The sequence below is a fragment of the Pseudomonas sp. NFX224 genome, assembly GCF_048565165.1.
GTDB lineage: Bacteria > Pseudomonadota > Gammaproteobacteria > Pseudomonadales > Pseudomonadaceae > Aquipseudomonas.
Genome location: NZ_CP183416.1, coordinates 1,139,953 through 1,166,083 on the forward strand (window position 1 = coordinate 1,139,953; position 26,131 = coordinate 1,166,083).

The window sequence follows — 26,131 nt, forward strand, 5'->3', positions numbered from 1 at the left end:
ATATGCGTTATCAATTGTCCCCGCGTCGAATCAACATGAAGCGTTTGTTCCCCAGCACCGCCCTCGCCCTGTTCATCGGTATCGGCCTGTTGCCGATGTCCGGCAATACTTTCGCAGCCAATAGTTGGGACAAGCTTCAACCTGATCGTGACGAAGTCATCGCCAGTCTGAACGTCGTGGAACTGCTCAAGCGCCACCACTACAGCAAGCCGCCGCTCGACGATGCGCGCTCGGTGATCATCTACGACAGCTACCTGAAATTGCTCGACCCGTCGCGCAGCTACTTCATGGCCAGCGACATTGCCGAATTCGACAAGTGGAAGACCCAGTTCGACGACTTCCTCAAGAGCGGCGACCTCAACGCCGGGTTCACCATCTACAAGCGCTACCTGGACCGCGTCAAAGCGCGTCTGGACTTCGCCCTTGCCGAGCTGAACAAGGGTGTCGACAAAATGGACTTCACCACCAAGGAAACCTTGCTGATCGATCGCAAGGACTCCCCTTGGCTCAAATCCACCGCAGAGCTCGACGACCTGTGGCGCAAACGCGTCAAGGATGAGGTTTTGCGTCAGAAGATCGCCGGCAAGGATTCCAAGCAGATCCAGGAAACCCTGACCAAGCGCTACAAGAACCAGTTGGCGCGTCTGGACCAGACCCGCGCGGAAGATATCTTCCAGGCGTACATCAATACCTTCGCCATGTCCTACGACCCGCACACCAACTACCTGTCGCCGGATAACGCGGAAAACTTCGACATCAACATGAGCCTGTCCCTCGAGGGCATCGGTGCCGTGTTGCAGAGCGATAACGACCAGGTGAAAGTCGTGCGTCTGGTACCGGCAGGCCCTGCCGACAAGACCAAGCTGGTGGCACCGGCCGACAAGATCATCGGCGTGGCCCAAGGCAACAAGGAAATGGTCGACGTGGTCGGCTGGCGTCTGGACGAAGTGGTCAAGCTGATCCGTGGTCCAAAAGGCACCGTGGTGCGCCTGGAAGTCATTCCGGCCAGTAATGCGCCGAACGACCAGACCAGCAAGATAGTTCCAATCACCCGTGAGGCGGTGAAGCTTGAAGATCAGGCGGTGAAGAAGTCGGTCCTTAACCTGAAACAGGACGGCAAGGACTACAAGCTCGGCGTCATCGAGATCCCGGCGTTCTATCTGGACTTCAAGGCATTCCGTGCCGGTGACCCGGACTACAAGAGCACCACCCGCGACGTCAAGAAGCTGCTGACCGAACTGCAGAAAGAGAAAGTCGACGGCGTGGTCATCGACCTGCGCAACAATGGCGGCGGCTCCTTGCAGGAAGCCACCGAGCTGACCAGCCTGTTCATCGACAAAGGCCCGACCGTACTCGTGCGTAACGCCGATGGCCGTGTCGACGTTCTCGAAGATGAAAACCCGGGCGCCTTCTACAAAGGCCCGATGGCGTTGCTGGTCAACCGCTTGTCCGCCTCGGCTTCGGAGATTTTTGCCGGCGCCATGCAGGACTACCACCGCGCGCTGATCATCGGTGGCCAGACCTTCGGTAAAGGCACCGTGCAGACCATTCAGCCGCTGAACCATGGCGAACTGAAATTGACCCTGGCCAAGTTCTACCGGGTTTCCGGTCAGAGCACCCAGCATCAGGGCGTGCTGCCGGACATCGATTACCCGTCGATCATCGACACCAAGGAAATCGGTGAAAGCGCCCTGCCGGAAGCCATGCCGTGGGACACCATCCGCGCGGCGATCAAGCCTGCGGTCGACCCGTTCAAACCGTACATCACCCAGCTCAAATCTGAGCATGACGTGCGTACGGCCAAAGATGCGGAGTTCGTGTTCATCCGCGACAAGCTGGCCCTGGCGCAGAAGTTGATGAACGAAAAAACCGTCAGCCTCAACGAAGCCGAGCGTCGCGCGCAACACGCCGATATCGAAGCCAAGCAACTGACCATGGAGAATATCCGTCGCAAGGCCAAGGGCGAAGAACCGCTTAAAGAACTGAAGAAAGAAGACGAAGACGCTATCGCGGCCGAGCAAGACAAGACCAAGCCGGAAGACGATGCCTACCTGAGCGAAACCGGGCGCATCCTGCTGGACTACCTCAAACTCAATACCGCGGTGGCCAAGCACTAAAATGATGGCAATTTAATGCTGACGCCTATCTAGGCGTCATCAAACCGTCATCATACTGTCGTGCAATAGAGGACTGGGAGCCAAGGCTCCCAGTCCTTTTTTTATCGCCAGAGAACGCCATGACCACAACCGAACAGCTGAGTGCCTTGAGCTCGATTCTGACTCAAGGCGGTTTGCACAGTCTGTTCCAGCCGATCATCAGTCTCTCCGAGCGTAGAATTCTCGGCTACGAAGCCCTCAGCCGCGGCCCCTCCAACAGTCCGCTGCACTCGCCTATCGCATTGTTCGCCGTCGCCCGCCAGGCCGGTCGTTTGAGCGAGCTGGAAATCGCCTGTCGGCAGAGCGCTTGCCGGCGTTTCAACGAACAACAGTTACCCGGTAAGTTGTTCCTCAACGTTTCTCCGGAATCCCTGCTAGAAGCCGCCCACCAACCAGGTCGTACCCTGCAACTGCTGCAGGATTTCGGCATCCCGCCGAGTCAGGTGGTGATCGAACTCACCGAGCAGACGCCGATCGACGACTTCCAGTTGCTGCAGACCGCCCTTCATCACTACCGGGCGATGGGCTTTTCCATCGCCCTGGATGACCTGGGTGCGGGATATTCGAGCCTGCGCTTGTGGTCCGAGCTACGTCCCGACTACGTGAAGATCGACCGCCATTTCATCGACGGCATTCATCAGGATGCCCTCAAGCGCGAATTCGTCGGCTCGATCCTGCAAATCGCCAAGGCCTCGCGGGCGCTGGTAATCGCCGAGGGTATCGAGTTGCCGGAAGAACTGGCGGTGTTGACCGAGATGGGCATTGATCTGGTTCAGGGCTATCTGCTCTGCCGTCCGCAAGAACATCCGCCACGGGATGCCCGGACCCTGATGCCACGACAGGACAGCACCGCCGTGGCGCTCAACGATGAAGCCAGTGACCTCAGCGCCCTGCTCAACGACCAGCCCGCAGTGGGTCGCAACACGCCAACCGCCACCGTGCTGGAAGCCTTCCGCCGCCAAGCCAACCTGAACTCGCTGGCAGTACTGGATGAACAAGACCAGCCTTGCGGCATCGTCCACCGGCACTCACTCTCGGACGCCTTGCTCAAACCGTTCGCCACCGACTTGTTCGCCCGCAAACCCATCAGCCGCTTGATGAACGATGACTTCCTCGCCGTCGAAATGAGCCAGTCGCTGCAACAGGTCAGCCGCCTGATTACCAGCCGCGCCCGGCAACGCATCGAAGAAGACTTCATCATCACCCTCAACGGCAGCTATCTGGGCCTTGGCCGGGTAATCGATGTACTCAAGCTGATTACCGAACTGAAGATCCAACAGGCTCGCTACGCCAACCCGCTGACCCTGCTGCCGGGCAATGTGCCGATCCAGCAATGCCTCACGCGACTGCTGCAACAGAAACGCGAATCGGTGATCTGTTACGTCGACATCGACAGTTTCAAACCCTTCAACGACATCTACGGCTACGGCCGTGGCGACGAAGTCCTGCTGTGCCTGGCGCAATGCCTGAACGACCGTGTCGACCCGTCCCGCGACTTCGTCGGCCACATCGGCGGCGACGACTTCCTGCTGGTGCTCGGCCCTGAAGACTGGGGCAAACGTTTGAACCAGCTACTGGACGACTTCCAGAGCCAGTGCCGACGCTTCTACCGCGCCGAACACCTGGAAGCCGGCTGTTTCATAGCCCCCAACCGCCAGGGCGTACGCCAGGAATTCCCGCTGCTGTCGCTGTCCATCGGCGTAGTGCACCTGCACCCGCAAGCCTGCGGGAAAATCGATGCCAGCCAATTGGCGGAGATGGCTTCGCAGGCCAAACACCACGCGAAGAATGTGCCGGGGTATAGCGTGTATGTGATTGATAGCTTGGCGGTGCCGGAGCCTGAAGGTGCTTGGTTGATGGGGCAGCGTTGAGTGCACTGACGCCTTCGCGGCGGTGCGGCGGGGACTTGGGTGGCAACGTTCGCGGGAGTAGGAAACTGAGAAACTCACCAACGTCGAAACGTGCCCCGCGCACAACCGTCGCAAACGATCTTAAGACACGAAATTCGTTCGTCCGCAATTACTGCGTAGAGTTTCCACGTTCAATCTATCAAAAAAATTCGCAACCAAGACTTGCCAGACCCTCATGTATCCCAGAATGCATTAGTAGAACATTAATAGCCGACAGCATCAAACAACTCAAAACCCAAAACCAGAAAGGGGACGAGTTTATTTGCAACCCTCTTCAACACTAAAAATCCCTTCAAAGCTAGAAGAGAAAACAAACCCTCTCCTTTGCAAAGTATATTACCTCCAATATGTTAAGCTTGCCTCTCACTGAAACACGAGCGTCTTACCAAGTTAAAAAGTCTTCCTGACTTGCTTTATATAGGTCATCAGCCCACGCCTCGGATAACTTAACGTACACATCTTCAAAAAAAGCCCTTGGGTCTTTCATTTCATTCCACCCAGGTGGAAGCAAAGAATGAGAAATCGAATCATGCTCCAAAACCTCAGAAAAAACACTCGCTTCACCATCAAGAGCCTCCCCCAAGACTAAAAACAAAAAAAACTTATGCCGATAGCTCAACCCAGCGAAGCGCTTGACAACAAACTGAGATATTAAAAACCCTCTATCTGAAGGGCAGTCAGGATCGTACGTCGACAATTGAACACCAAGGCTCTCCTCGCGATCATATATATCGAACCCACCGAGAAAATGCTCTAAACCTGGGTAATATGGAACATCAAAAAAAGGATGCATCAGCATTAAATTTTCTCTATCGGATAAAGCGCTATAGGCTGCAAAGTCTCAAAATCGAATTTCATCTCAAAGGCATTCACATTAGGAATATAACGCGGGTTCGCGGGATCTAAAGGGTTAGGCTCATACCCACGCCCCACATTTTTAGCCTCCACTCGCACAACCAAATTTCATTTACTATCTTCTCAGGTAAAACGAGACAAATTTCTGGCCTCCCTTATCAACGTTTCACTATATGCGTTCAACTGCTCTGTATAGCTCAAAAACTGAGAACTTATAACAACTCTCCACCTCTTACTTTCACAATGTAATTCACGATTACACGATTAGTGGTTTGCTGCTGAACAGCAGACCCCGAACTTTCCGACACATGCGTAGCTCGCACAATAACCATCCTTTTTAAGCCAATAGAAACACCAACTTTCAAAACTCGCCACCCAACAAAAGCGATACAACTTTTGACGTAATTTATCTCCAAACCTAAAGCCTGTCTCATTTAGCGAAATTTCGATTATTTTTATACCCTATACATCCTTCAACTTATACAAGCAGCTATCCGACGACACTTCTCTCCTCCAAGATCATTAGCAACGAACACTCATCAAAATAACAACAGGCTTACTTGCCAGCTTCATTAATACAAAAAACCTTAGAAACTCACAGCAAAAACAAATTCGCCCCACCACCACTATAGACCTATACAAAAAACCTCATTCACCAAGCATCTCAACAAGATGATTCAGCCATACTTCCCCTGACTCCCACTCATGCCAATAACAATAAGAACAACTCATATTCTTTAGCAAAAACTCTCTCAGTTCGGGCTCAGCCATACGAATATGCAGGAGAGCGACAATTTCACTTTTCACTTCTGACATTGTCTCAACTGAAGAGTCGTTCATAAAAGATCTAACAACATCGTCAGCCACCTCACACTCACACATCCAGTCCTCATTAAAATAGGCCCCCAAGAACTGGTAAAGTTTCCAAAACGAATGTTTTATCACTGTATACCCGGTTAATACAACGTGACCTGACGACGTGCTTGGAATTTTTTTGAGCAACAATTTCACTGAATAAAAGGCTCACTATAAGAAGCGATCAACCACCTTCTTTTTGATAACGCTGCAAACACGCCAGCAATACGCTCATAAATTTCGTATGATCCACAACTTCATCGTCAAAAAAGGTAGTCATTCGCTCAAACACTCGATCGAAATTATCATCTTTATTCAAAAAGTACGCGACCGTATTAATTAAATTTTCTCTACCCTTCTGTTCATAGGCAAAAAACTCCGGCTTCAGCACCAACTCAAACAAATCAGCGAGCTCTTTTTCATCATGCACATTCTTAGAAGCGATTAGCACCTCTCTCCCTTCATCGTCTGCATTTTCGATATCAAACACAAATAGCAGCCCGCACATACTTGCAATATTGTATAAGTCTTTCATCAATCAAAGTCCGCATATGCAGTTTTAGGTCGGCCGGAGTTATCCAATATAACTATAGCCTTAGTTTGCTGACCATACTCCAAGTTTCCTCGCTTGTACCCCTCCCCCATCTTTTTCCCCATATCGAAAGCTAGGCGCGACGTCTCCAAATCAGTATGTCGCAAAATCAATTGCGATCTATATATTGCATTAAGCTGATCTCTATGACTTAAAAAATTAGTCGCCGCTGTGGGTATCTTGGGCTCGCCTCTCCCCCTTCCATTGCCGTACGTCTCAATTACTCCCGTTGTTGGATTTTTTGCTGATGTCACCCGCTCAAATTGGGATTGCAAAGTAGTCTGTGCTCCATGTTTTTCTAAGAAATGTACCCCAGCTGGCAGCGTCATACAGAACGTCGAGCTGCGCGTGGGTGTCGACGAACAGGGGCATCTCGTCGCAGTTGCTGGACAGGGTTATGAAGTGGCTTTTGGGATGGGGGATCGGTTTTTCGCAGGGAGGGTCTAACGTTAATTTCGTCATTTTCTGAAAATCCCCAGATTACAAATATGAAGCACCCAACGGCCTTTCCTACGGGCTTGGGTGGCAGCCATGTACGGGAGTAGGAAACTGAGGTACACCAACTCAGTTCATGGAAACCACTAGAGAGCTTGAAGGAGTCTCCTAGAATATTGCACGAAAACTTCGCAGGCACTTCTCAACTTGTGCAATTAAGACGATCTGATAACTTTCTAACAATATGAAGCAGCCAAGACTCTCCCGACTCCCACGTATTCCAATAGCAGTAGTAACAGATCAATTCTTTCAACAAGTACTCCCTTAATGCCAACTCACTTTTTTTCTTTGCAATCAACCTACAGAGTTCTTTTTGCACGTTCACCAGAGCCTGTGGATCTGATTCGGTTAAAAATGCATCAATTACTTGCCCAGCATCCTCATGCTCAACAGTCCAATCTTGATGAAAGTACGCGCCAAAAAAAATCATGTAGCTCGGGAAATTCTTCATTCATAACTCTGGAAACCCTGTCAGTAAAAAATACCCTTCAGGTCTTTGAACATCCTTTATCAACACCAACAACACTTTCGATGCCGGCTCATGGCTTGTACTGCCGTTGACCACAGCTGCCACCGAATGAGCAAAAAGCATTTACCAAGTAGACCGATCTTCAAGTCTCGCGTTGTCCAGTTCCTCCTTCCATAATTTTTGAGCCAGCGTGTACACACGCCTGAAAGAACTCCCTTGGGCTCTGCAATACATACCACTCGCCACGAGGCCAACTCGACGCTAGATCCTCATCGATATCGAACAAAACTTGGAAATCAAAACCCTTGTCGTTGAGTTTATCCGCTAGCGACTCCACCAGTACAAGCTTATGCCTGTAGGACAAGCACCCTAGATTCAAACTGTATTTCTTAATAAGCTCTACCCTATCAGCCTCCTTATTAGGGTCCTAAACATCTAACTCTGCGCCTCGAGTTTCTTCACGGCCGTAAACATTAAACGCCCCGATAAACCACATAAGATCCGGCTCAAACTCTTCATCTACGAATGGATCTCGCAACATCACTTTTTCTCCGAAGGAAAAGCTGTATAGGGACGTCCTGTATCATCCTGATCAAACTTTACTTCAAACCAGTTCATATTTTCATTCAGCTTTGGATTATTCGAGTCTTTTTTGTTCGGTCTGTAGCCACGGCCAGCTTTTGGGAGTTCCATTCTTACAATTGGATCTTTATTATGATCACTTCCTGTGTGCGGGCTTAGCCCCAACATCTCCCTTGACATTGCCTTATTCAGTGCACCCAGATGAATCCGTCAGTTACTGAACTGCGAACTTAAGCTCCGTTTTGCACCTTTCGGAATTTTACCCGCGTGAAGGTTTGAAGGACATTTCCTAAGTCGCTGCCAGGAAAAATCGTCTGCCCCATCACCAAGTTGATTGATCTTCAAAACCCGCCATGTGCAAATCATCTTTCCATTCTTCCGAAGCCAATCTAAATATATCTTCAAAAAAACCACGAGGATTTTCTATTTCAGTTTCATCCCAGGCTACAGACTCATTCGCGTCATAATCTGCTTCGAACTGAGTCGAGAAGTCAAACCCCGCATTTAACAAATAACCTTCCAAGATTTTAAAAAGCACAAATTTATGCCTGTACGGCAAATCATCAAATCTTGCAAGCACATATTTTTTTATAACTAGACATCTATCACTCGAATTATTTGGATTGTATCTCCTCAGCTCCTCGCCTAGAGTTTCCTCACGATCAAACGTAGAAATCCCACCTAACCAATATGAAATCGTAGGTTCAAATGGTAGATCATATTTTGGCCACTTCAGCATATTATTGATCCTAATCCGGGAATGCCGTGTAAGGACGGCCTTCAACATTTTTATCAAATCTGACTTCTGAATAATCCAAATTTTCTATATATCGAGGATTACTTTTATCCTTCTTATTCGGCTTATATCCTCGACCTCCCCCTGGCATTTCCTTTCTTACGACTGGATCACCTTTTTGGGTGAATCCTGTGGGAGCAGGAGGGTTTCTATTCATTCTTGAAATTGCGTCGTTTATTGCATTGAGTTGCAACAACCATGTCTTGAATTGCGAGCTTGAATTAACCCCCTCCCTTACTCCTTTTTTGGTCGGATGACTACCATCAATAGATCTTTGTTTTAAGGCTTGATCAGCTATCTCTGGGTTATGTTTTGCTACAGTGTGCATCTTGTACTTTTTTTCTAACTCAATGACCCGTCGCTTAGCATTTGCTTCAGCCAACTCATCAATTCTTTCACGCCGCTGTTCAGCCGTCACTTTCGGCAGCTGCGGTTCACCCTTATCAACTCTAGTGAACACAACGCCATCCGGCGCCGAGCACCCCGGTTTAGTCGCCCCCGGACAATTCCCACTCAACCCCAACGGATCCACCCATCCCGTCGGATTCGGCGTGTACCGATACTGGTTCAGTCCTCCCGCCAGCTTGATGGGATCCGGCGTCAGATAACGCCCGGTATCCGGGTGGTAATAGCGATGGCGGTTGTAGTGCAGGCCGCTTTCGGTGTCGAAGTATTGGCCTTGGAAGCGCAATGGCTGTTCAAGCTGTTCACCGCCGCCGTGGGTGATTTGGCTGACTTTGCCGTAGGCGGTGTATTTTGCCGACCAGACGATTTCGCCGCCGTAGTCGGTCAGTTCCTGCGGGGTGCCGAGGTGGTCGAGTTGGTAGTAAAACGGGCAGGCTTTTTTCGGGCCTTTGCCGTCGAGCATGGCCAGCGGACGGAAGCTGCCCGGTTCGTAGAGGTAGCTGCGGTAGTGGTTGGGGCCGCTTTCGGCGACGATCTGGTCGCCTTGCCAGAAAAACTGCGTGGTCTGGCCGTCGACGGTTTTTTGGATGCGGCGGCCGAAGGCGTCGTAGCGGTAGCTCGCCGTGCGGCCGTCGGGCAAGGTGAGGCCGGTCAGGCGGTGCTGGCTGTCGTAGCGGTAGGCGGTGACGTCGTGGCCGCGGCGTTCGCGGATCAGGTTGCCGTAGGCGTCGTAGTCGTAATGCCGGTCGGCGTGGCGCCGCAGGCGGTTGCCTTTGAGTTGCCAGGGGCCGGGGCGGTCGTGGATCAGCAGGTTGCCGGCCGGGTCGTGGGTGAAGTTTTCCGGGGCCTGATCGCGGCCGTGGCGTACGCCGGTCAGGCGATCGAGCGGGTCGTACTGGTAGCGCCGTGGGCCGTGGCGCGTGTCGCTGATCTGTGTGAGGTTGCCGTTGGCGCTGTAGGCATACTCGCGGCGGTACAGCGGACGCTGGTTTTGCCGGACGGCATGGGCCTGCAAACGGCCCTGTTCGTCGTAGGCATAGTCGCTGGACAGCAGGCCTTGTTGGCGGCTTTTTTCACGACCGAACTCGAAATGATGGCCGGTGAGACGTGAGCCATTGAGGTCGATGGCCGTCATCGCCCCACCCTTGGCGCGGTGGTACTCAAGGCGGCTGTTGTCCGGCAGGCGCAAATGCTTGAGTTGGCCGCTGACGTCGTAGCCATAACGCAAGGTGCCCCAGCCCTGATGCTCGGTGATCAGCCGGTCATGAACGTCGTACTCGAACTCCAGCGGATGGTCCTGGCCGTCGTCGACACTGACCAGCCGGCCCAGTCCGTCATAGCGGTACTCGACCTTGACCCCGTCGGGCAGGGTCTTGACCAATAAGCGTCCGGCGGCGTCGCGCTGGTAAGCGGTGAGCAACTGCGAACCGTCATCACCGAACTCGGTTTTCTCCAGCAACTGGCCGTTGAGGTCGTAGGCATAGGCCGTGCGCCGGCCGTCGAAGCCGCGTTCCTGTCGGATCAAGCCGTTCGGCGTGTAGTCCAGCCGATAACGCTCGCCGACCTCGTTTTCGATCTCGGTCAGCAACAGCTGCGCGTGCTCGTAGCGGTATTTCAGTTCGCTGCCGTCGGGGTTGATCCGCCGACTGACCAGGTGCAGATCGTCGGCGTACTCAAAACGCGTGACCCGCCCCAGTTCGTCGGTTTCAGCGGTGATCCGGCCGTAGGCGTTGTAGCTGAACTGGCGACTGGCGCCGTTCGGCGAGGTCGACTGCAACAGGCGGCCGACCGCATCCCACTGGTAACGGCTGACCCCGCCGAACTCATCCTCAGCTGTCGTCCGTCGCCCGAGCGCATCGTAAGAAAACCGCCGACGCCCGCCGTCGGGCAGGGTTTCGCCGAGCAACTGGCCGAGGTCGTTCCACTCGAACACCTGCCGGCTGTGATCCGGATAACGGATCGCCAGCAGACGCCCTTGCCCGTCGTACTCGTGGTAGGTGCTCTGGCCATCGGGATCGGTCAGCCAGGTGACATCGCCCTGGGCGTTGCGTTTGTAGGTCCACTTGGCCTTACCGCGATAACGCGCATGCAGGAAACCGTTGCGGTACTCGTAGGACGTGGGTTCGTCCTCCGACGGAATCAGCGCGATCAGCCGTCCGACGTCGTCGTAGCGGTATTCGGTGACGGCGCCGAGGGCGTCCTGTTCGGCGAGCAAGCGGCCCTGTGCGTCGTAGGTCTTTTGCTGTTGCCCACCATCGGCCGCGACCCGGCGTACCAGCCGTGCCTGCGAGTCGTGGACGTAAAGCTCTTCGCTGCCATCGGCGTGTTTCAGGACGACACCGCCGTCGTCATCCCAGCGATACCGCGTGTCCATCTGCGCAAACGAGGCCCAGTGACGGACGCAGCGGGCAGCCTTGCCGGACTTTTCCCACTCCCAGAAGAAACTCGCGCCGCCGGCCAGTTGCCGTTGCAGGATGACCTGCTGTTCGTCGTAGTCGTAGCGCTCGCTTTCACCGGCCGCATTAGTTGCTTCGATCAGCCGCCAGCGCGCGTCGTAGCGGTAAGTCACCAGCGTCTGCTCGGTGCGCCAGGCCGGTGGCTGATCGTCGCCGAGGTGAAACCGCTGGTAGTCGACGGCGACTAAGTGGCTACGCTCGTAGCGCAGCAACAAGCAGCGCCCGGCGCCGTTGTCCAGGCGCTCGATCCGCCCGGAAAAATCGCGCTGCACGCTCAGACGATTGCCATAGGCGTCGCTGATCGCGCTCAGTTGGCCATTGCGAAAATGCTGGAAGCGCACCGACTCGCCAGCCAAGGCGACAATCAGTTCTTCCGGTTCATCACCGAGGTAAATCGCCGCCCGCGACAGGCTGTTGTGGATCGCCGGACGCGTCAGGTTCGGCAGCGGAAACGGCGTGCGCCGGTTTTCCGCATCGATCCAGATGACCGTGTCGCCGTCGATGGCCAGGCGCTGGGCCAGCGAATGACTCCAGCCAAACCCGAGGCCGCTGTCGACCTCCACGGCGCTGGTGCGATAGAGGCGGGTGAACTCGAACGGCAGCACCCCATCCAGAAAACCGTCGCTGAGGGTCAGCAGTTCTTCGCCGCTGACCAGCGACACCGGGCAGCCGTGGGTGGCGGTGCGGTCTGCTGAATCGGCGCTGTCGCCGTTGGGGTTTTTCGCCTGAACCGGGGCATTGTCAAAGGGCTCGTGGGTTTTCAGCGTGGTGTTGTTGCGCCCTTTCCAGCGCAACTGCATCCGGCCTTTTTTCAGCCCTGCCGCGACACCCCGTGCCGCCACTTTTTTGTAACGATCGACGTAATCGCCGAGGTCTTTGAGGATCGAGAACAATGATTCAACCAGCCGCGTGACCGCACGGATCAACTGCCCACCGCGACGCGCCAACCGCATCGCCAGATAGGCAACACCCGCCCCCGCCGTGGCGAAGGTCAGGACGACGGCGATCAAGATGTCGATCAGCAACGACACCACCTGCGTCGAAATCGCCTTGGCGGTTTCGCCGGCGATCGCACTGGGCGGCAGCATTTCCAGCCAGAGGCTGGCCGTGCGCAACAGCAGACACAGCGCCGCCTCGTCACTGGCCAGCAGCTGGAGTCTCGCCATGGCTTCCGGTGTTTCTTGCGCCAGTGTCTTCAACTGCTCGACGCTACTGCCCAGTCGATCAGCAGACTTGCCGGGGTCCTGCAGCATGTCCGAGAGCAGGTTGATGCCGTCCCACACGCCTTCAATGGCTGCCCAGCTCCCGGCCAGCAAACCGTTACCTACGGCGGCCGAAGTCGACTGCGACCACCGAGGCTTGAACCCCTCCCACTCGCTGCGCAGCCACGTTTCGAGTGACTGACCAAGGCCGTCATACGAGGAAAACAGCTCATCAACCTGCGCCGGCGTCACCTCGCTCTGCACACGCACCCGATAGAACTTGCCCGCCTCTCCCCTGAACTGCCCCTTGCCGTTTTCATCGAGCGTGACGGGCGTCGACTCGCCACCCTCCACCGACATCACATGGACCTGAATGTTGCCCAGCGGAACGTCGTACACCGACTCGAACTTGCTCTCGATCTGCAGGGTTCCGCCTTCAGGACACTGCGCAACGGTCGAAATAAAATCGTCGTCGGCGCTGCTGACCACGGTGCGGGTGTTGCCCAGATTGACCACCCGCTCCATGTCCATCAGTGAGGGCATGTCGGTGGCGCGGCTGACCTTGTCCGCGGCCTGGCTGAACCAACGTTTGAGCTGTTGGCGGTAGAGCGTCAGGGTGTCCGGGAAATGGTCGAGTTCGTGCTCGATGCGGGCGATGTGATCCATCAGCCCACCGAAACGAACGGAGCCGGGTAAAAAACCAAGTCGAACATAAGCAATCCTTCGCGCAGGTAATTTGGCGCAAGGGACTTTGCTGGGGATCAGCGAGGAAAGAAGTCAGGCAAGGATGATGTTGATGTAGGGCGATTCGCTAAAACGAAAACATGGCGTAGAGATCAGTCCCTACGCCACGCTGTTTGTCAGGATAACTCGGTATTTACTGTGCAGAATCGCGAGATGCCAATTCTTGAAGTTTGATCTGTGCCAGTGGGTGCCCGGCCTTGACGGCAATCTCCCAGAACTTGGCCGCTTCAGCCGGGTCCGGTGCCTTGCTCTGGCTCCCGGCGAGGCTGATGACACCCACCTGATAGGCCGCTTTGCTATCACCGGCCAACGCCGCCAGACGTAACAGGCGAACACCTTCTTCTCGCGCCCCCAGGCCCACACCGCGAAAGGTAAGGATATGGCCATAGAAGCTCTGGGCGCCGACATCGCCCAGGTTCGCCATGCGGGCGAACTGACCTTCCAGCCAGTTCCAGCCACGCGGCTGTCGTACAAACCACTGCCAGTGAAACAGCCTACGCGCCAACCAGTAGCTGATCCGCGCCTTGAGTCGAAAAAACACTCAAGCCTCTGCCGACTCGGGGTACTCGTATTCGAATACCCGCACCACTTCCGAGGCATGCCAGGAAGCGGCAGCGACACCATCGGACGGCCCGGAAAACCGCCCGAGGCGCTCGACACACTCAAAAAAACCGGTGCGAGGCAGGCGACTGGCACCCTGGCTGATCACCAGCGAACTGCGCAACGGCTGCTCGGCCTTGGCGTCCAGCGCCGCCAGATGCTCAAGTGCGGCGGTCAGGGTTTGCATGGCTGGCGTAGGCAACTGCAAACGTTCCAGCAACGCCCGATAAGTCAGGAGGTGACGCTGACGGCGCGCCTGATCCAGCTCGCCCAGCAATCCGTCCCAATGATGACGACTGATGCGTACGCTCACGATTCATCCCTCCACCCTGGCACCGTCAATTCCCAGGCCAGGCTGCGGCGAATCGCGGCGTCGGGCAGACGCTCGCCACTTTCGATCATGGCCAGATAAGACGGGCTGATGCCTACCGTGCGGGCGAGCGCCTCGATGGCGATGCCCTTCCCTTCGCGCAAACTGCGTAGTTGATCAAGGCCTGGAAGAATCGGGTCTTGAGTTGTCGCCAGCGGCGCTGGGGCCGGACGCGACGGTACTTCGTTGATGCCTGCTGCTTTCAGTAGAGCCTGATACTGAGCCCATGGCAGAACCGCATATTCGGGCTCGCCTTCGCGTGTAATTATCTGAATATCCATGACTACCCCGTAGGACAACAACACTTAGCGAGTCGGCACTTTTCCCTAGAAGTGTAATCCTAACAGCGGCTAAGGTCGCGGGGGGTATCTATCTGAGGATGAGACTGAATCGGCTCAGCTTTTTTTCGGTCTCTGAAGGTGAAGTTGCTCTGGCGTATCAGGCAGGCGCTCGACCACAGCGAGCTTCTCCGGGACCTGACGTTTGCGCCAGGCGCGGAACGCGTTGAGTTCATCGTCGAGCACTTTCATCAGCCAGGCCAGCACGGCGATGTCATCGATCATGCCGAACAGCGGAAGGAAATCCGGGATTGCATCCACTGGACTGAGGAAGTACATCAGGCCGGCAACGACTGATATCAACGCCTTGGGGCTGATGGCCCGGTAATCGCCACGCCAGTACGCCAGGCAAAGTGCCTGCAACAGACGCAGGTCGTCCTTGAGTTTGCCCAACCGGTTGCCTTGGCTGGCACCTTTGCTGGCCACCGCGAACAACAAGGTCGGCAAGCGTCCACGTGCGATCAAGCGACCAGCCAGTGGCAGGAAACGAGCGAAATTCCAGGGTGCTTTCATGGATGACTCCCATGTAAATGTTATCCACACAAATTGTGGATAACCTTGTGAACAGACCTGCTTTTCACGTCTGAAAGCCCCGTAATACAAGGGCCGAGCTTAGATCGGGCGTTTTTTACTCATCAAAAAAAACGCAATATTTCATTGACTTGCCGGTCCGGCGCGGTTAGCGACGGTCCCACAATGGCTATGACTCCCGCCGACAACATCTGTTCGCTTTGTTTACCCGCGCCAGACGCCAGATGCAACAACGCCCCGCATAAGCGGGGCGTTGTTTTCAAAGCAGACGCTGATTACTTGGCGGCGTCTTCTTTGGATGGATCCTTGATCGCCAGCAATTCCAGGTCGAACACCAGCACCGAGTTGGCCGGAATTGCCGGGCTTGGGCTTTGCGCACCGTAAGCCAGTTCGCTAGGAATGTACAACTTGTACTTCTCGCCGACGTGCATCAGTTGCAGGCCTTCGACCCAACCCGGAATCACGCCGCTGACCGGCAGATCGATCGGGCTGCCACGCTCGACGGAGCTGTCGAATACGGTGCCATTGGTCAGCTTGCCGGTGTAGTGAACCGTCACGACGTCAGTCGGCTTTGGCTGAGCGCCTTCAGCTTTCTTTTCCACTTCGTACTGCAGGCCCGAAGCAGTGGTCACGACGCCAGCTTTCTTGGCGTTTTCTTCGAGGAATTTCTTGCCGGCGGCTGCCGACTCTTCGCTCATCTTGGCCATACGTTCTTCGGCACGCTTTTGCAGTGCGGCGAACGCTTCAACCAGCTCTTCGTCTTTGAGCTTCTGTTCTTTCTTGCCGACGGCATCTTCGATGCCCTGGGCTACAGCTTTGGAATCCAGGTCATCCATGCCTTCCTGAGCCAGGCTCTTGCCCATGTTCAGACCAATGCCGTAGGAAGCTTTTTGCGCCGGGGTTTTCAGCTCTACGCTGGTCTGCGAATCGCAACCCGCGAGTACCAGGCTTACCAGGGCCACCGCCGCCGCCAACCGATGCTGTTTCATGCTATTTCCTTGTTCATGCGCCTAAAGGGCAATCGAGTAAAGCCGCGAGCTTATCAGGCGGCCACGACCAATGGCTACCGGCATGAGAGCCGGACATTTCCGATAAGTTCAGGTGATTAAACGCTTTTGCAGGTAGGGATGATGAAACTTCTGTCATACGCCTCCTACAATTGCCGCTTCCGTGTCCCACGACATCTGGCGTAATGGCCACTTGCCGCTCATCGGGGACTCAGGCATAACGGCAGAACAAATCGACAAGGATGTTCATCTTGCGCCTCTTATTCCGCTTGCTGGTTCTGATCATTGTGCTGGTGGGGCTGGGCCTGGCCGTGGTTTTGTACTACGTCGTCAACCCGAAACTGCCGCTCTGGACGCCCGCGCAACAGGTGCACTACCTGGAGCAATGGAGCGCTGCCGATCGCGAGGCGTATTACTTCACGCCTCAGGGCACTCAGGTCAAAGGCTTGCGCTACGACTGGTTTACCGCGCTCGAACTGCCGTTCTCGCAACAGCGCTTCGCCGCTCCTGAATACCTCGCGCGGTTCGGCTTCCTGATCGACCCCGGCCAGAAACCCACGCCGAACAACCCCGGCAACCTGCCCGTGGGTTTTGCCCGGCATCAGAACTCCGGCAGCCCGGATACATTTCTGGATGTTACCTGCGCCGCTTGCCACACCGGAGAGCTGCGATTCAAAGGTGAGGCCGTGCGCATCGACGGCGGCTCAGCACAGCATGTCTTGCCTTCCAGCGTTCCTACACTCAAGGGCGGCAGTTTCGGACAAGCCTTGGTGGCAAGTCTGACCTCGACTTACTACAACCCATGGAAATTCGAACGCTTCGCCCGCAAAGTCCTGGGTGCTGATTACGACGTCCGACACCAACAACTGCGCAAGGAGTTCAAAGGCTCCCTCGATACTTTCCTGAAGGTGGCCTGGAACGACACACATCGCGGGCTCTATCCGACCGAAGAAGGCCCGGGACGTACCGACGCCTACGGGCGCATTGCCAACGCCAGCTTCGGCGATGCGATTTCCCCCACCAACTACCGCGTGGCCAATGCCCCCGTCGATTATCCACAGTTGTGGGACATGTGGACGTTCGACTGGGTGCAGTGGAACGGCTCGGCGCAGCAACCAATGGCACGCAATATCGGTGAAGCCCTGGGCGTCGGCGCCACGCTTAACTTCTTCGACAAAAACCGCCAGCCACTGATGGGCGATGATCGTTACCCCTCCAGTGTGCGTGTACGCGATTTGCACCTGATTGAAGAAACCCTGCAGCGGCTCGAACCGCCCGCCTGGCCAGAGACATTGCTGGGGACAATCGATAAGCCCCTGGCCGCCAAAGGCCGCGCACTGTTCGTCGAGAACTGCGCCGGCTGCCACGTACCCCGAGTGACGCAAGGCGAAGGCCGATACGTACAACACCTGAAAATGATCCCGGTGGAACACATCGGTACCGATCCTGGCGCCGCCAACAATATCGCCGACCACCGCTTCGACCTGACGGCGCTGCAATGGAACCAGGCGGAACTGGAAAAACTGGATGTAGATCCCCAACCCACCGAACCGCTGGACATGAGCCAAATGTCGGTGGCCAAGGGGCTGGCGTATGTCACCGCATTCGTCGAGAACCGCGCTTATCGTGAGGCTGGCATCACTCCGACCGAGCGCCCGGAGATGGATGGCTTTGGCCTGTCGATCGGTGTCAGGGAACTGCGCGCCTACAAGGCTCGCCCACTGGCGGGTGTGTGGGCGACGGCGCCGTTTCTGCACAACGGTTCGGTGCCAAGCATTTATCAATTGCTCTCGCCGCAGGATGAGCGCGCAACGACGTTCTACAAAGGCACGTTCGAGTACGACCCCCAACACTTGGGTTATCGCACCGAAGCCTTTACCAACGGCTTCCTGTTCGACACGCGCATCACCGGCAACCACAACAGCGGTCACGAATTCCGCTCCGGCAAGCTTGGCAACGGCGTGATCGGCCGCCTGCTGCAACCGCAGGAGCGCTGGGCATTGCTGGAGTATCTGAAAGTGCTGGGCGGCCCACTGGAGTCGCAACTGCCGTGACCCTGGTTCTTAACGGAAGGAATTTCTGAATGTTGAAGACCCTCTGGCTGCGCCTGGGCACTTTTCTCGGCAAGACGCTGCTGTGGTTGTTGGCGGTCGGACTTCTCGGCTGGGCGCTGGCCACGGCGTGGTTTTCCTGGCAGCACCGCGGACCAGTATCGGCGCAAGAACTGATCCCGGACGGCGAAGCTGCAATGACTCAGGACATCATTCAGACCGCCGTGCGTATCGTCGACCAGCATCGCGAAAGCACCCGTTACCTGCGTGATGCCCATGCCAAGGCCCACGGCTGTGTGAAAGCCGAAGTGCAGGTGTTGCCGGAGCTGGCGGGTGAATTGCGTCAGGGTGTGTTCAGCGAGCCCGGTAAAACCTGGCAGGCGACGATGCGCCTGTCCAACGGCAACGCTTATCCGCAGTTCGACAGCATCCGCGATGCCCGTGGCATGGCGATCAAACTGCTCGATGTGCCAGGCACGCAACTGCTGAGCGATCAGCAGCAACGCGGTGAACAGGACTTCGTGATGTTCAGCCATCCGAACTTTTTTGTCAGCGATGTCGCCGAGTATCGTCAGAACGTCGCCGCTCAGGCGGATGGCAAGAAGATGATGGCGTTCTTTCCCGGCTGGGATCCGCGTAGCTGGCAGGTTCGCCACCTGTTTATTGCCCTGGCGACGCTGTCCCCTGCTCCGTCGAGCCCGACCCAAACCACCTACTTTTCGGTTTCGCCCTATAAATTCGGAGAGGGCAATGCCAAGTTTCGTGTGATGCCCGACCCGGAAAACTGCCCTGCCTACAACCTCCCTGCGCAAAACCAGAAGTTGCCTAACTTCCTGCGCAGCGCGCTGAACCAGCAGTTGTCGACCGATCGGGTGCCCGCGTGTTTCGTCCTGCAGATCCAGCGTCAGGACGCGAACAAGTACATGCCGATCGAAGACACCAGCATTGAGTGGCGCGAGAGCGATGCGCCGTTCCAGACCGTGGCGCGGATCAAAGTACCGGCACAGGATTTCGATACGCCGGCTCTGAACCTGCAATGCGACAACCAGTCATTCAACCCCTGGTTCGGTCTTGAAGCGCATCGCCCGATCGGCGGCATCAACCGCCTGCGCAAAGCCGTCTACGAAGCCGTCAGCGATTACCGCCACGCGCGCAATGCCGGGCAGTGATCCCACAGGAAAAGCCAATCTCCAGACAGCAAAAAGCCCGCACTAAGCGGGCTTTTCGTGTGGTGACCTGGCGTTCAGTGTTCCAGGTTACCGAATATGGCGCAGCGGACGGGACTCGAACCCGCGACCCCCGGCGTGACAGGCCGGTATTCTAACCGACTGAACTACCGCTGCGCGTAGCGTTGAAAGTGGTGGGTGATGACGGGATCGAACCGCCGACATTCTGCTTGTAAGGCAGACGCTCTCCCAGCTGAGCTAATCACCCTTTACCTTCGTTGCGGGGCACATTATGCCACAGGTTTTTATAAAGTGTTGATTTAATTGAATTTTTTCAAAAAAATCTAAAAACCGGTGAAACAACGCATCCCGCGGGAACAACATGCAAACTACAGACAGAAAAAAACCCGCTTTAGCGGGTTTTTCCGTGGTGACCTGGCGTTCAGTGTTCCAGGTTACCGAATATGGCGCAGCGGACGGGACTCGAACCCGCGACCCCCGGCGTGACAGGCCGGTATTCTAACCGACTGAACTACCGCTGCGCGTAACACTTGAAACGAATGGTGGGTGATGACGGGATCGAACCGCCGACATTCTGCTTGTAAGGCAGACGCTCTCCCAGCTGAGCTAATCACCCTTCGCTTCGGTGTGGCGCGCATTCTACGGAGCGACCCTACCTCTGGCAAGCACTTTTTAAATTAATTTTCTGATGCCTTCCAAAGGCTTAGAGAAGGGTTGGCCTATGGCACACGGAGGACAATAATGCCCGCCTTTGTATAAAGGAGAGACTCACCCCATGTGGTTCAAAAACCTGCTTATCTATCGCCTGACCCAAGATCTGCCTGTTGATGCCGAGGCGTTGGAAACTGCACTGGCCACCAAACTGGCGCGCCCATGTGCAAGCCAGGAGTTGACCACCTACGGTTTCGTCGCACCGTTCGGCAAGGGTGAAGATGCGCCGCTGGTGCACGTTAGCGGTGACTTCCTGCTGATCAGCGCGCGCAAGGAAGAACGCATTCTGCCGGGCAGCGTCGTGCGTGACGCGGTAAAGGAAAAGGTCGAAGAGATCGAAGCCGAGCAAATGCGCAAGGTCTATAAGAAGGAACGCGACCAGATCAAGGATGAAATCATCCAGGCCTTCTTGCCCCGTGCCTTTATTCGCCGCTCATCGACCTTCGCTGCCATCGCGCCGAAACAGGGCCTGATCCTGGTCAACTCGGCCAGCCCGAAACGCGCCGAAGACCTGCTGTCCACCCTGCGTGAAGTGATCGGCACCCTGCCGGTACGTCCACTGACCGTGAAAATGTCGCCGACCGCGACCATGACCGAATGGGTCACCACCCAGAAAGCAGCGGACGATTTCTTTGTACTAGACGAGTGCGAACTGCGCGACACCCACGAAGACGGCGGCATCGTGCGTTGCAAGCGCCAGGACCTGACCAGCGAAGAAATCCAGCTGCACCTGAGCACCGGCAAAGTGGTCACTCAGCTGTCGCTGGCCTGGCAGGACAAACTGTCTTTCGTCCTCGACGACAAGATGGTGGTCAAGCGCCTGAAGTTCGAAGACCTGTTGCAAGACCAGGCGGAACAGGACGGTGGCGACGAAGCCCTCGGCCAACTGGATGCCAGCTTCACTCTGATGATGCTGACCTTCGGCGACTTCCTGCCGGCGCTGGTTGAAGCGTTGGGTGGAGAAGAGACTCCGCAAGGGATCTGATTTTTCCCCGGATAATCGGCACCTTTAAAAGATCGCAGCCTGCGGCAGTTCCTACAGGGAAACTCATTCCAATGTAGGGTTATCGCAGACTGCGATCTTTTTTTGTGAGAAGCGTATGCTTAGCTCCCTACGCTTTCACATAACAAGGAACACGCCATGCGCGCACTGGCTGCATTGAGTCGCTTTGTCGGCAACACCTTCGCTTACTGGGTACTGATTTTCGCCGTCGTGGCGTTCCTGCAACCGGCATGGTTCATCGGCCTCAAAGGCGCCATCGTGCCGCTGTTGGGCCTGGTGATGTTCGGCATGGGCCTGACCCTCAAGCTCGAAGACTTCGCTGAAGTCGCCCGTCATCCGTGGCGCGTGGCTTTGGGTGTAGTGGCGCATTTCGTGATCATGCCCGGCGTGGCGTGGTTGCTCTGCCAGGCGTTCCATTTGCCAGCGGAAATCGCCGTCGGTGTGATCCTGGTTGGTTGCTGCCCAAGCGGCACGTCGTCGAACGTGATGACCTGGCTCGCACGTGGCGATCTCGCACTGTCGGTAGCCATCGCTGCCGTGACCACCCTCCTCGCCCCGCTGCTGACCCCGGCGTTGATCTGGCTGCTGGCTTCGGCCTGGTTGCCGGTGTCGTTCATGGAGTTGTTCTGGTCGATCCTGCAAGTGGTGCTACTGCCCATCGTGTTGGGTGTGGTTGCCCAGCGCCTGCTTGGCGACAAGGTGCGTCACGCGGTGGACGTTTTGCCGTTGGTATCGGTGGTGAGCATCGTGATCATCGTCACCGCCGTGGTCGCCGCCAGCCAGGCGAAGATCGCCGAATCCGGCCTGCTGATCATGGCCGTGGTCATGCTGCACAACAGCTTCGGTTACCTGCTGGGTTACTTCACCGGCCGTCTGTTCAAGCTGCCATTGGCCCAGCGCAAATCCCTGGCACTGGAAGTCGGCATGCAGAACTCGGGGTTGGGCGCCGCCCTGGCCAGTGCACACTTCTCGCCGCTGGCGGCGGTACCGAGCGCATTGTTCAGCGTCTGGCACAATATTTCCGGTGCGCTGCTCTCGACGTATTTCCGGCGCATGAGCGAGAAAGAAGATCGCGAAATGGCCGCTCAGCAGACCACTGACTGATTCAAAAACTTGATCCCCGGGTTAATGCTGGGCACTCTGTTGCGCAACGCGGGGACGACCTCGCGGCTCGATCGAGTCATTAATCTGGGGACGACCCCGTCAATCGATGGAGGTCTTCATGTCCTGGATCATTCTGTTTTTCGCCGGTCTGTTCGAAGTCGGCTGGGCCGTCGGCCTGAAGTACACCGATGGCTTCAGCCGTCCGCTCCCCACTGTCCTCACCGTTGCGGCCATGGCTATCAGCCTTGGCTTGCTGGGCCTTGCCATGAAGGAATTGCCACTGGGCACGGCGTATGCGATCTGGACTGGCGTGGGCGCCGTCGGCACTGTGATTGCCGGGATCATTTTGTTTGGTGAGTCGATGGCATTGTTTCGACTGGCCAGTGTGGCGTTGATTATTGCCGGGTTGGTTGGGCTGAAGGTCAGCGCGTAGGTCACTGGCCCCCATCGCTGGCAAGCCAGCTCCCACAGGGATCTTCAGTGAACACCTGATAGGTGCATACCATCGATCTTGTGGGAGCTGGCTTGCCAGCGATGAGGCCAGCACCGTCACCCGCTATCTAACCGCTCCGCGCAACTCCCCGACCAATTGCTGCAACCTGGCAGGCTCCGCCACCTCGACCGCCACCGCCGGCCCAGCCACCAGCGTCACCCGCGACCACAGCCGGTGAAACATCCCTTTGTTCGGATCGCGGCTGAAGAAGCTCCCCCACAACCCTTGCAACGCCAGCGGAATCACCGGTACTGGCGTCTCTTCGAGAATCCGTGTCAGCCCGCCCTTGAACTCGTTGAGCTCGCCATCAGCCGTCAACTTGCCCTCAGGGAAAATGCACACCAGTTCGCCGTCCTTCAGGTACTGGGCAATGCGCGTGAAGGCCTTTTCGTAGATCTGGATGTCTTCGTGGCGTCCCGCAATCGGAATCGTCCCCGCCGTACGGAAGATAAAGTTCAGCACCGGCAGGTTGTAGATTTTGTAGTACATGACAAAGCGAATCGGCCTACGTACTGCACCGCCAATCAGCAAGGCATCGACGAACGACACGTGGTTGCACACCAGCAGCGCGGCGCCTTCGTCCGGTATCGACTCAAGATTGCGATGCTGCACGCGGTACATGGAATGGCTGAGCAGCCAGATCATGAAACGCATGGTGAACTCAGGGACAATTTTGAAGATGTAGGCGTTGACGCCGATGTTGAGCAACGACACCACCAGGAACAACTGCGGGATCGACAGCTTGGCCACGCTCAGCAAGATGATCGAGACAATCGCCGACACCACCATGAACAACGCGTTGAGAATGTTGTTGGCGGCAATCACCCGCGCCCGCTCGTTTTCGGCGGTGCGCGACTGGATCAGCGCGTACAACGGGACGATGTAGAAACCACCGAACACGCCGAGTCCGAGGATGTCGAGCAGCACCAGCCAGGTGTGGCCGAAACCGAGAACTTCGATCCAGCCGTGCCCCGCAACGCTGTCCGGAATTCCGCCGGAATGCCACCACAACAGCAAACCAAACACGGTCAGGCCGAACGAACCGAACGGCACCAGGCCGATTTCGACTTTGCGCCCGGACAGTTTTTCGCAAAGCATCGAACCCACGGCGATACCGACCGAGAACACCGTGAGAATCAGCGTCACCACGGTCTCGTCACCGTGCATCCACTCCTTGGCGTACGCCGGGATCTGCGTCAGATAAATTGCCCCGACAAACCAGAACCACGAGTTGCCGACGATCGAGCGCGATACCGCCGGGGTCTGCCCCAGGCCCAGCTTAAGCGTGGCCCAGGACTGGCTGAAAATGTTCCAGTTCAGGCGCATTTCCGGCGTCGCCGCCGCTGCCCGCGGAATGCCGCGACTGGCCAGGTAACCGAGCACGGCAATGCCGATAATCGCGGTGGAAACCACGGGCGCGTAATGACTGGACGACATCATGATCCCGGCGCCGATGGTCCCCGCCAGGATCGCCAGGAAGGTGCCCATTTCCACCAGGCCGTTGCCACCGACCAGTTCATCTTCACGCAGGGCTTGCGGCAGGATCGAATACTTCACCGGTCCGAACAGCGCCGAATGCGTGCCCATGGCGAACAGCGCCAGCAGCATCAGCGACAGGTGATCGAACATGAAGCCGACCGCGCCGACCGCCATGATGACGATTTCCCCGAGTTTGATCAGACGGATCAAGGCGTCCTTGGCGAACTTTTCTCCGAACTGCCCGGCCAGCGCCGAGAACAGAAAGAACGGCAGGATGAACAGCAGCGCACACAGGTTGACCCAGATCGAACGGTCACCGTCGATGGTGAGCTTGTACAAAATGGCGAGGATCAACGACTGTTTGAAGATGTTGTCGTTGAACGCCCCGAGAGACTGGGTCACGAAGAACGGCAGGAAACGCCGTGTGCGCAGCAAGGTGAATTGTGAGGGGTGACTCATCGTCCATGTGTCCCTGATGTTAGGTAAAGAGTGGCCTGGGTTCTTTGATTGGAATGTCGAACATCGATCCAGGCCACACATTACCTAAATTTCGCCGGTTATTTCTTCAATCCTGCAATGCACGGTGACACAAACAACTCACCCCGCCATGCGCCTTGCAGCGTCCGCTTGCCGACGATCAGCCACATCAACGCCAGCAATGCCACCAGCAGGCAGCCAAAGACCGCGAAAAACGTCAGGTTCAAGGTACTGGCCAGTTTCAGCGTTGCCAGGGAATAGACGCCCAACGGAAAGGTGAAGCCCCACCAGCCAAGGTTGAAAGGTATGCCGGCGCGTAGATAACGCAGGGTGATCAGCACCGCCATCAGCATCCACCACAAGCCGAAGCCCCACAGGGTGATACCGGCAACCAGACCCAACCCGGCCGCAATTTCACCGATGCCCGCCATGCCATTCACGGCAAAGATCGCAGGAGCGTCGGCACCCAACAGCAACATGCCCAGCGCACCGGTACCGATCGGCCCCAATGCCAGCCAACTGGAAGCGGCCATGTTTTCGTGGGGCAATTTATGCAGGGCCATGCGCAACAGCAGAATTGTCAGAATGCTGAACGCCACCGGTAGGGAAAATGCCCAGAGCACGTAGCTGGTCACCAGCACCACCAGCTGCGAGTGAGCGTCGACCAAGTGTGGCGCCAGCAAGCCACCGCTGGCGGCGGCCACTTCCGCCGCCACCACTGGCAGCAGCCACACGGCCGTCATTTGATCGATGCTGTGTTCCTGGCGGGTGAACATCATGAAAGGAATCAGCACCCCGCACGCCAGAGACATCGCCACATCCAGCCACCACAGGACCTCGGCCAGTTGAATCACGCCTTCGCCCCAGCGCGGCAATCCGAACAGCAGAAAACCATTGATGATGGTCGCGAGGCCCATGGGAATGGTGCCGAAAAACATCGACACCGTGGAGTGACCGAAAATCCGCCGCGCCTCATCGAAAAACAGCAGCCAACGCGCCGCGTACAGTGCGGTGAACAACAGAAACAGAACGATATTGAACAGCCAAAGGGCTTCGGCAATGCCGTGCAAAACGGAATTGGCTACGGGCAATTGCGCCAGCGCCAGGGCCAGCACTCCGGTGCCCATGGTGGCGGCGAACCAGTTCGGAGTGAACTGGCGAATCACCTCGCGCGGATGCTGCAAGTGGCTGAAAGGTTTGATGCCAGGCTTGGTGATGTGGATGCATGTCATGGCGAACTCCTGTCCTCTGGTGAGGTGGAGC

Annotated in this window: 21 protein-coding genes and 4 tRNA genes; 7 read left to right on the top strand and 18 right to left on the bottom strand. The window is 56.4% G+C overall.

Going from position 1 to position 26,131, the window contains the following annotated elements; translation table 11 throughout:
* The first annotated feature begins 35 nt into the window (after window positions 1-35).
* Together ACNYC6_RS05000 and ACNYC6_RS05005 are read left to right on the top strand one after the other, a co-directional pair.
* Complete coding sequence (locus tag ACNYC6_RS05000; RefSeq protein ID WP_419711351.1) at window positions 36-2,117, top strand: carboxy terminal-processing peptidase; 2,082 nt, start codon at window positions 36-38, stop codon at window positions 2,115-2,117.
* A 119-nt stretch (window positions 2,118-2,236) separates the two neighbouring features.
* Window positions 2,237-4,027 carry a bifunctional diguanylate cyclase/phosphodiesterase gene (locus ACNYC6_RS05005; RefSeq protein WP_419711352.1) on the top strand — a complete coding sequence of 597 codons (1,791 nt, stop codon included), beginning with the start codon at window positions 2,237-2,239 and terminating at the stop codon, window positions 4,025-4,027.
* A gap of 421 nt (window positions 4,028-4,448) precedes the next feature.
* Here ACNYC6_RS05005 and ACNYC6_RS05010 read toward each other — a convergent pair whose 3' ends face one another.
* The 12 genes from ACNYC6_RS05010 to ACNYC6_RS05065 all read right to left on the bottom strand — a co-directional run bounded on the left by ACNYC6_RS05010 (window position 4,449) and on the right by ACNYC6_RS05065 (window position 16,345).
* The gene (locus ACNYC6_RS05010; protein WP_419711353.1) at window positions 4,449-4,865 is read right to left on the bottom strand and encodes a hypothetical protein; all 417 of its coding nucleotides are present in this window, start codon (window positions 4,863-4,865) and stop codon (window positions 4,449-4,451) included.
* Window positions 4,866-5,569: 704 nt separating this feature from the next.
* Window positions 5,570-5,932 carry a contact-dependent growth inhibition system immunity protein gene (locus tag ACNYC6_RS05015; RefSeq protein WP_419711354.1) on the bottom strand — a complete coding sequence of 121 codons (363 nt, stop codon included), beginning with the start codon at window positions 5,930-5,932 and terminating at the stop codon, window positions 5,570-5,572.
* Window positions 5,933-5,960: 28 nt separating this feature from the next.
* A complete protein-coding gene (locus ACNYC6_RS05020) occupies window positions 5,961-6,311 on the bottom strand; it encodes a hypothetical protein (protein ID WP_419711355.1) in 351 nt (116 codons plus the stop codon).
* 694 nt (window positions 6,312-7,005) lie between these two features.
* Window positions 7,006-7,314, bottom strand: a complete 309-nt coding sequence (locus ACNYC6_RS05025; protein WP_419711356.1) for a contact-dependent growth inhibition system immunity protein — start codon at window positions 7,312-7,314, stop codon at window positions 7,006-7,008.
* A 558-nt stretch (window positions 7,315-7,872) separates the two neighbouring features.
* Window positions 7,873-8,094 carry a hypothetical protein gene (locus ACNYC6_RS05030; RefSeq protein WP_419711357.1) on the bottom strand — a complete coding sequence of 74 codons (222 nt, stop codon included), beginning with the start codon at window positions 8,092-8,094 and terminating at the stop codon, window positions 7,873-7,875.
* A gap of 142 nt (window positions 8,095-8,236) precedes the next feature.
* Window positions 8,237-8,653 (bottom strand): hypothetical protein, encoded by a 417-nt coding sequence (locus ACNYC6_RS05035; RefSeq protein ID WP_419711358.1) that lies wholly within the window; start codon window positions 8,651-8,653, stop codon window positions 8,237-8,239.
* A gap of 10 nt (window positions 8,654-8,663) precedes the next feature.
* Window positions 8,664-13,439 (bottom strand): RHS repeat-associated core domain-containing protein, encoded by a 4,776-nt coding sequence (locus tag ACNYC6_RS05040; protein WP_419711359.1) that lies wholly within the window; start codon window positions 13,437-13,439, stop codon window positions 8,664-8,666.
* A gap of 211 nt (window positions 13,440-13,650) precedes the next feature.
* Window positions 13,651-14,058: a sel1 repeat family protein gene (locus ACNYC6_RS05045; RefSeq protein WP_419711360.1), complete on the bottom strand. Its 408-nt coding sequence runs from the start codon at window positions 14,056-14,058 to the stop codon at window positions 13,651-13,653.
* Window positions 14,059-14,430, bottom strand: a complete 372-nt coding sequence (locus tag ACNYC6_RS05050; protein ID WP_007945207.1) for a hypothetical protein — start codon at window positions 14,428-14,430, stop codon at window positions 14,059-14,061.
* Window positions 14,427-14,768: a helix-turn-helix domain-containing protein gene (locus ACNYC6_RS05055; protein ID WP_419711361.1), complete on the bottom strand. Its 342-nt coding sequence runs from the start codon at window positions 14,766-14,768 to the stop codon at window positions 14,427-14,429. Before ACNYC6_RS05055 ends, ACNYC6_RS05050 begins: the two co-directional genes overlap by 4 nt.
* Window positions 14,769-14,882: 114 nt before the next feature.
* Entirely contained in the window at window positions 14,883-15,338 is a 456-nt protein-coding gene (locus ACNYC6_RS05060) for a YkvA family protein (RefSeq protein ID WP_419711362.1), read from the bottom strand.
* 293 nt (window positions 15,339-15,631) lie between these two features.
* Window positions 15,632-16,345 (bottom strand): FKBP-type peptidyl-prolyl cis-trans isomerase, encoded by a 714-nt coding sequence (locus ACNYC6_RS05065; protein WP_419711363.1) that lies wholly within the window; start codon window positions 16,343-16,345, stop codon window positions 15,632-15,634.
* 269 nt (window positions 16,346-16,614) lie between these two features.
* Here ACNYC6_RS05065 and ACNYC6_RS05070 point away from each other — a divergent pair, with 269 nt between their 5' ends.
* The gene (locus ACNYC6_RS05070) at window positions 16,615-18,417 is read left to right on the top strand and encodes a di-heme-cytochrome C peroxidase (protein ID WP_419711364.1); all 1,803 of its coding nucleotides are present in this window, start codon (window positions 16,615-16,617) and stop codon (window positions 18,415-18,417) included.
* Window positions 18,418-18,446: 29 nt separating this feature from the next.
* Window positions 18,447-19,583, top strand: coding sequence for a catalase family protein (locus ACNYC6_RS05075; RefSeq protein ID WP_419711365.1), 1,137 nt, complete (start codon window positions 18,447-18,449; stop codon window positions 19,581-19,583).
* 97 nt (window positions 19,584-19,680) lie between these two features.
* On the opposite strand, the gene ACNYC6_RS05080 is transcribed toward ACNYC6_RS05075, so the two are convergent.
* The 4 genes from ACNYC6_RS05080 to ACNYC6_RS05095 form a co-directional block, all read right to left on the bottom strand.
* Window positions 19,681-19,757, bottom strand: a tRNA-Asp gene (locus ACNYC6_RS05080).
* Between the two features lie 15 nt (window positions 19,758-19,772).
* A tRNA-Val gene (locus ACNYC6_RS05085) sits at window positions 19,773-19,848 on the bottom strand.
* A 197-nt stretch (window positions 19,849-20,045) separates the two neighbouring features.
* A tRNA-Asp gene (locus ACNYC6_RS05090) sits at window positions 20,046-20,122 on the bottom strand.
* A gap of 19 nt (window positions 20,123-20,141) precedes the next feature.
* Window positions 20,142-20,217 (bottom strand) — tRNA-Val (locus ACNYC6_RS05095).
* A gap of 159 nt (window positions 20,218-20,376) precedes the next feature.
* On the opposite strand from ACNYC6_RS05095, the gene rdgC reads away from it, so the two are divergent.
* From rdgC to sugE, 3 genes are all read left to right on the top strand, one after another.
* On the top strand, window positions 20,377-21,297 hold the full coding sequence (gene rdgC / locus ACNYC6_RS05100; RefSeq protein ID WP_008060875.1) for a recombination-associated protein RdgC: 921 nt from the start codon (window positions 20,377-20,379) through the stop codon (window positions 21,295-21,297).
* A gap of 156 nt (window positions 21,298-21,453) precedes the next feature.
* Entirely contained in the window at window positions 21,454-22,419 is a 966-nt protein-coding gene (locus tag ACNYC6_RS05105; protein WP_419711366.1) for a bile acid:sodium symporter family protein, read from the top strand.
* Window positions 22,420-22,537: 118 nt separating this feature from the next.
* Entirely contained in the window at window positions 22,538-22,852 is a 315-nt protein-coding gene (sugE, locus tag ACNYC6_RS05110; RefSeq protein ID WP_178129112.1) for a quaternary ammonium compound efflux SMR transporter SugE, read from the top strand.
* Between the two features lie 123 nt (window positions 22,853-22,975).
* Here the strand turns inward: sugE and ACNYC6_RS05115 are convergent, their stop codons facing one another.
* Together ACNYC6_RS05115 and ACNYC6_RS05120 are read right to left on the bottom strand one after the other, a co-directional pair.
* Window positions 22,976-24,850 carry an MFS transporter gene (locus tag ACNYC6_RS05115; RefSeq protein WP_419711367.1) on the bottom strand — a complete coding sequence of 625 codons (1,875 nt, stop codon included), beginning with the start codon at window positions 24,848-24,850 and terminating at the stop codon, window positions 22,976-22,978.
* Between the two features lie 98 nt (window positions 24,851-24,948).
* Window positions 24,949-26,100, bottom strand: coding sequence for a TDT family transporter (locus ACNYC6_RS05120; protein ID WP_419711368.1), 1,152 nt, complete (start codon window positions 26,098-26,100; stop codon window positions 24,949-24,951).
* Between the last annotated feature and the right edge of the window lie 31 nt (window positions 26,101-26,131).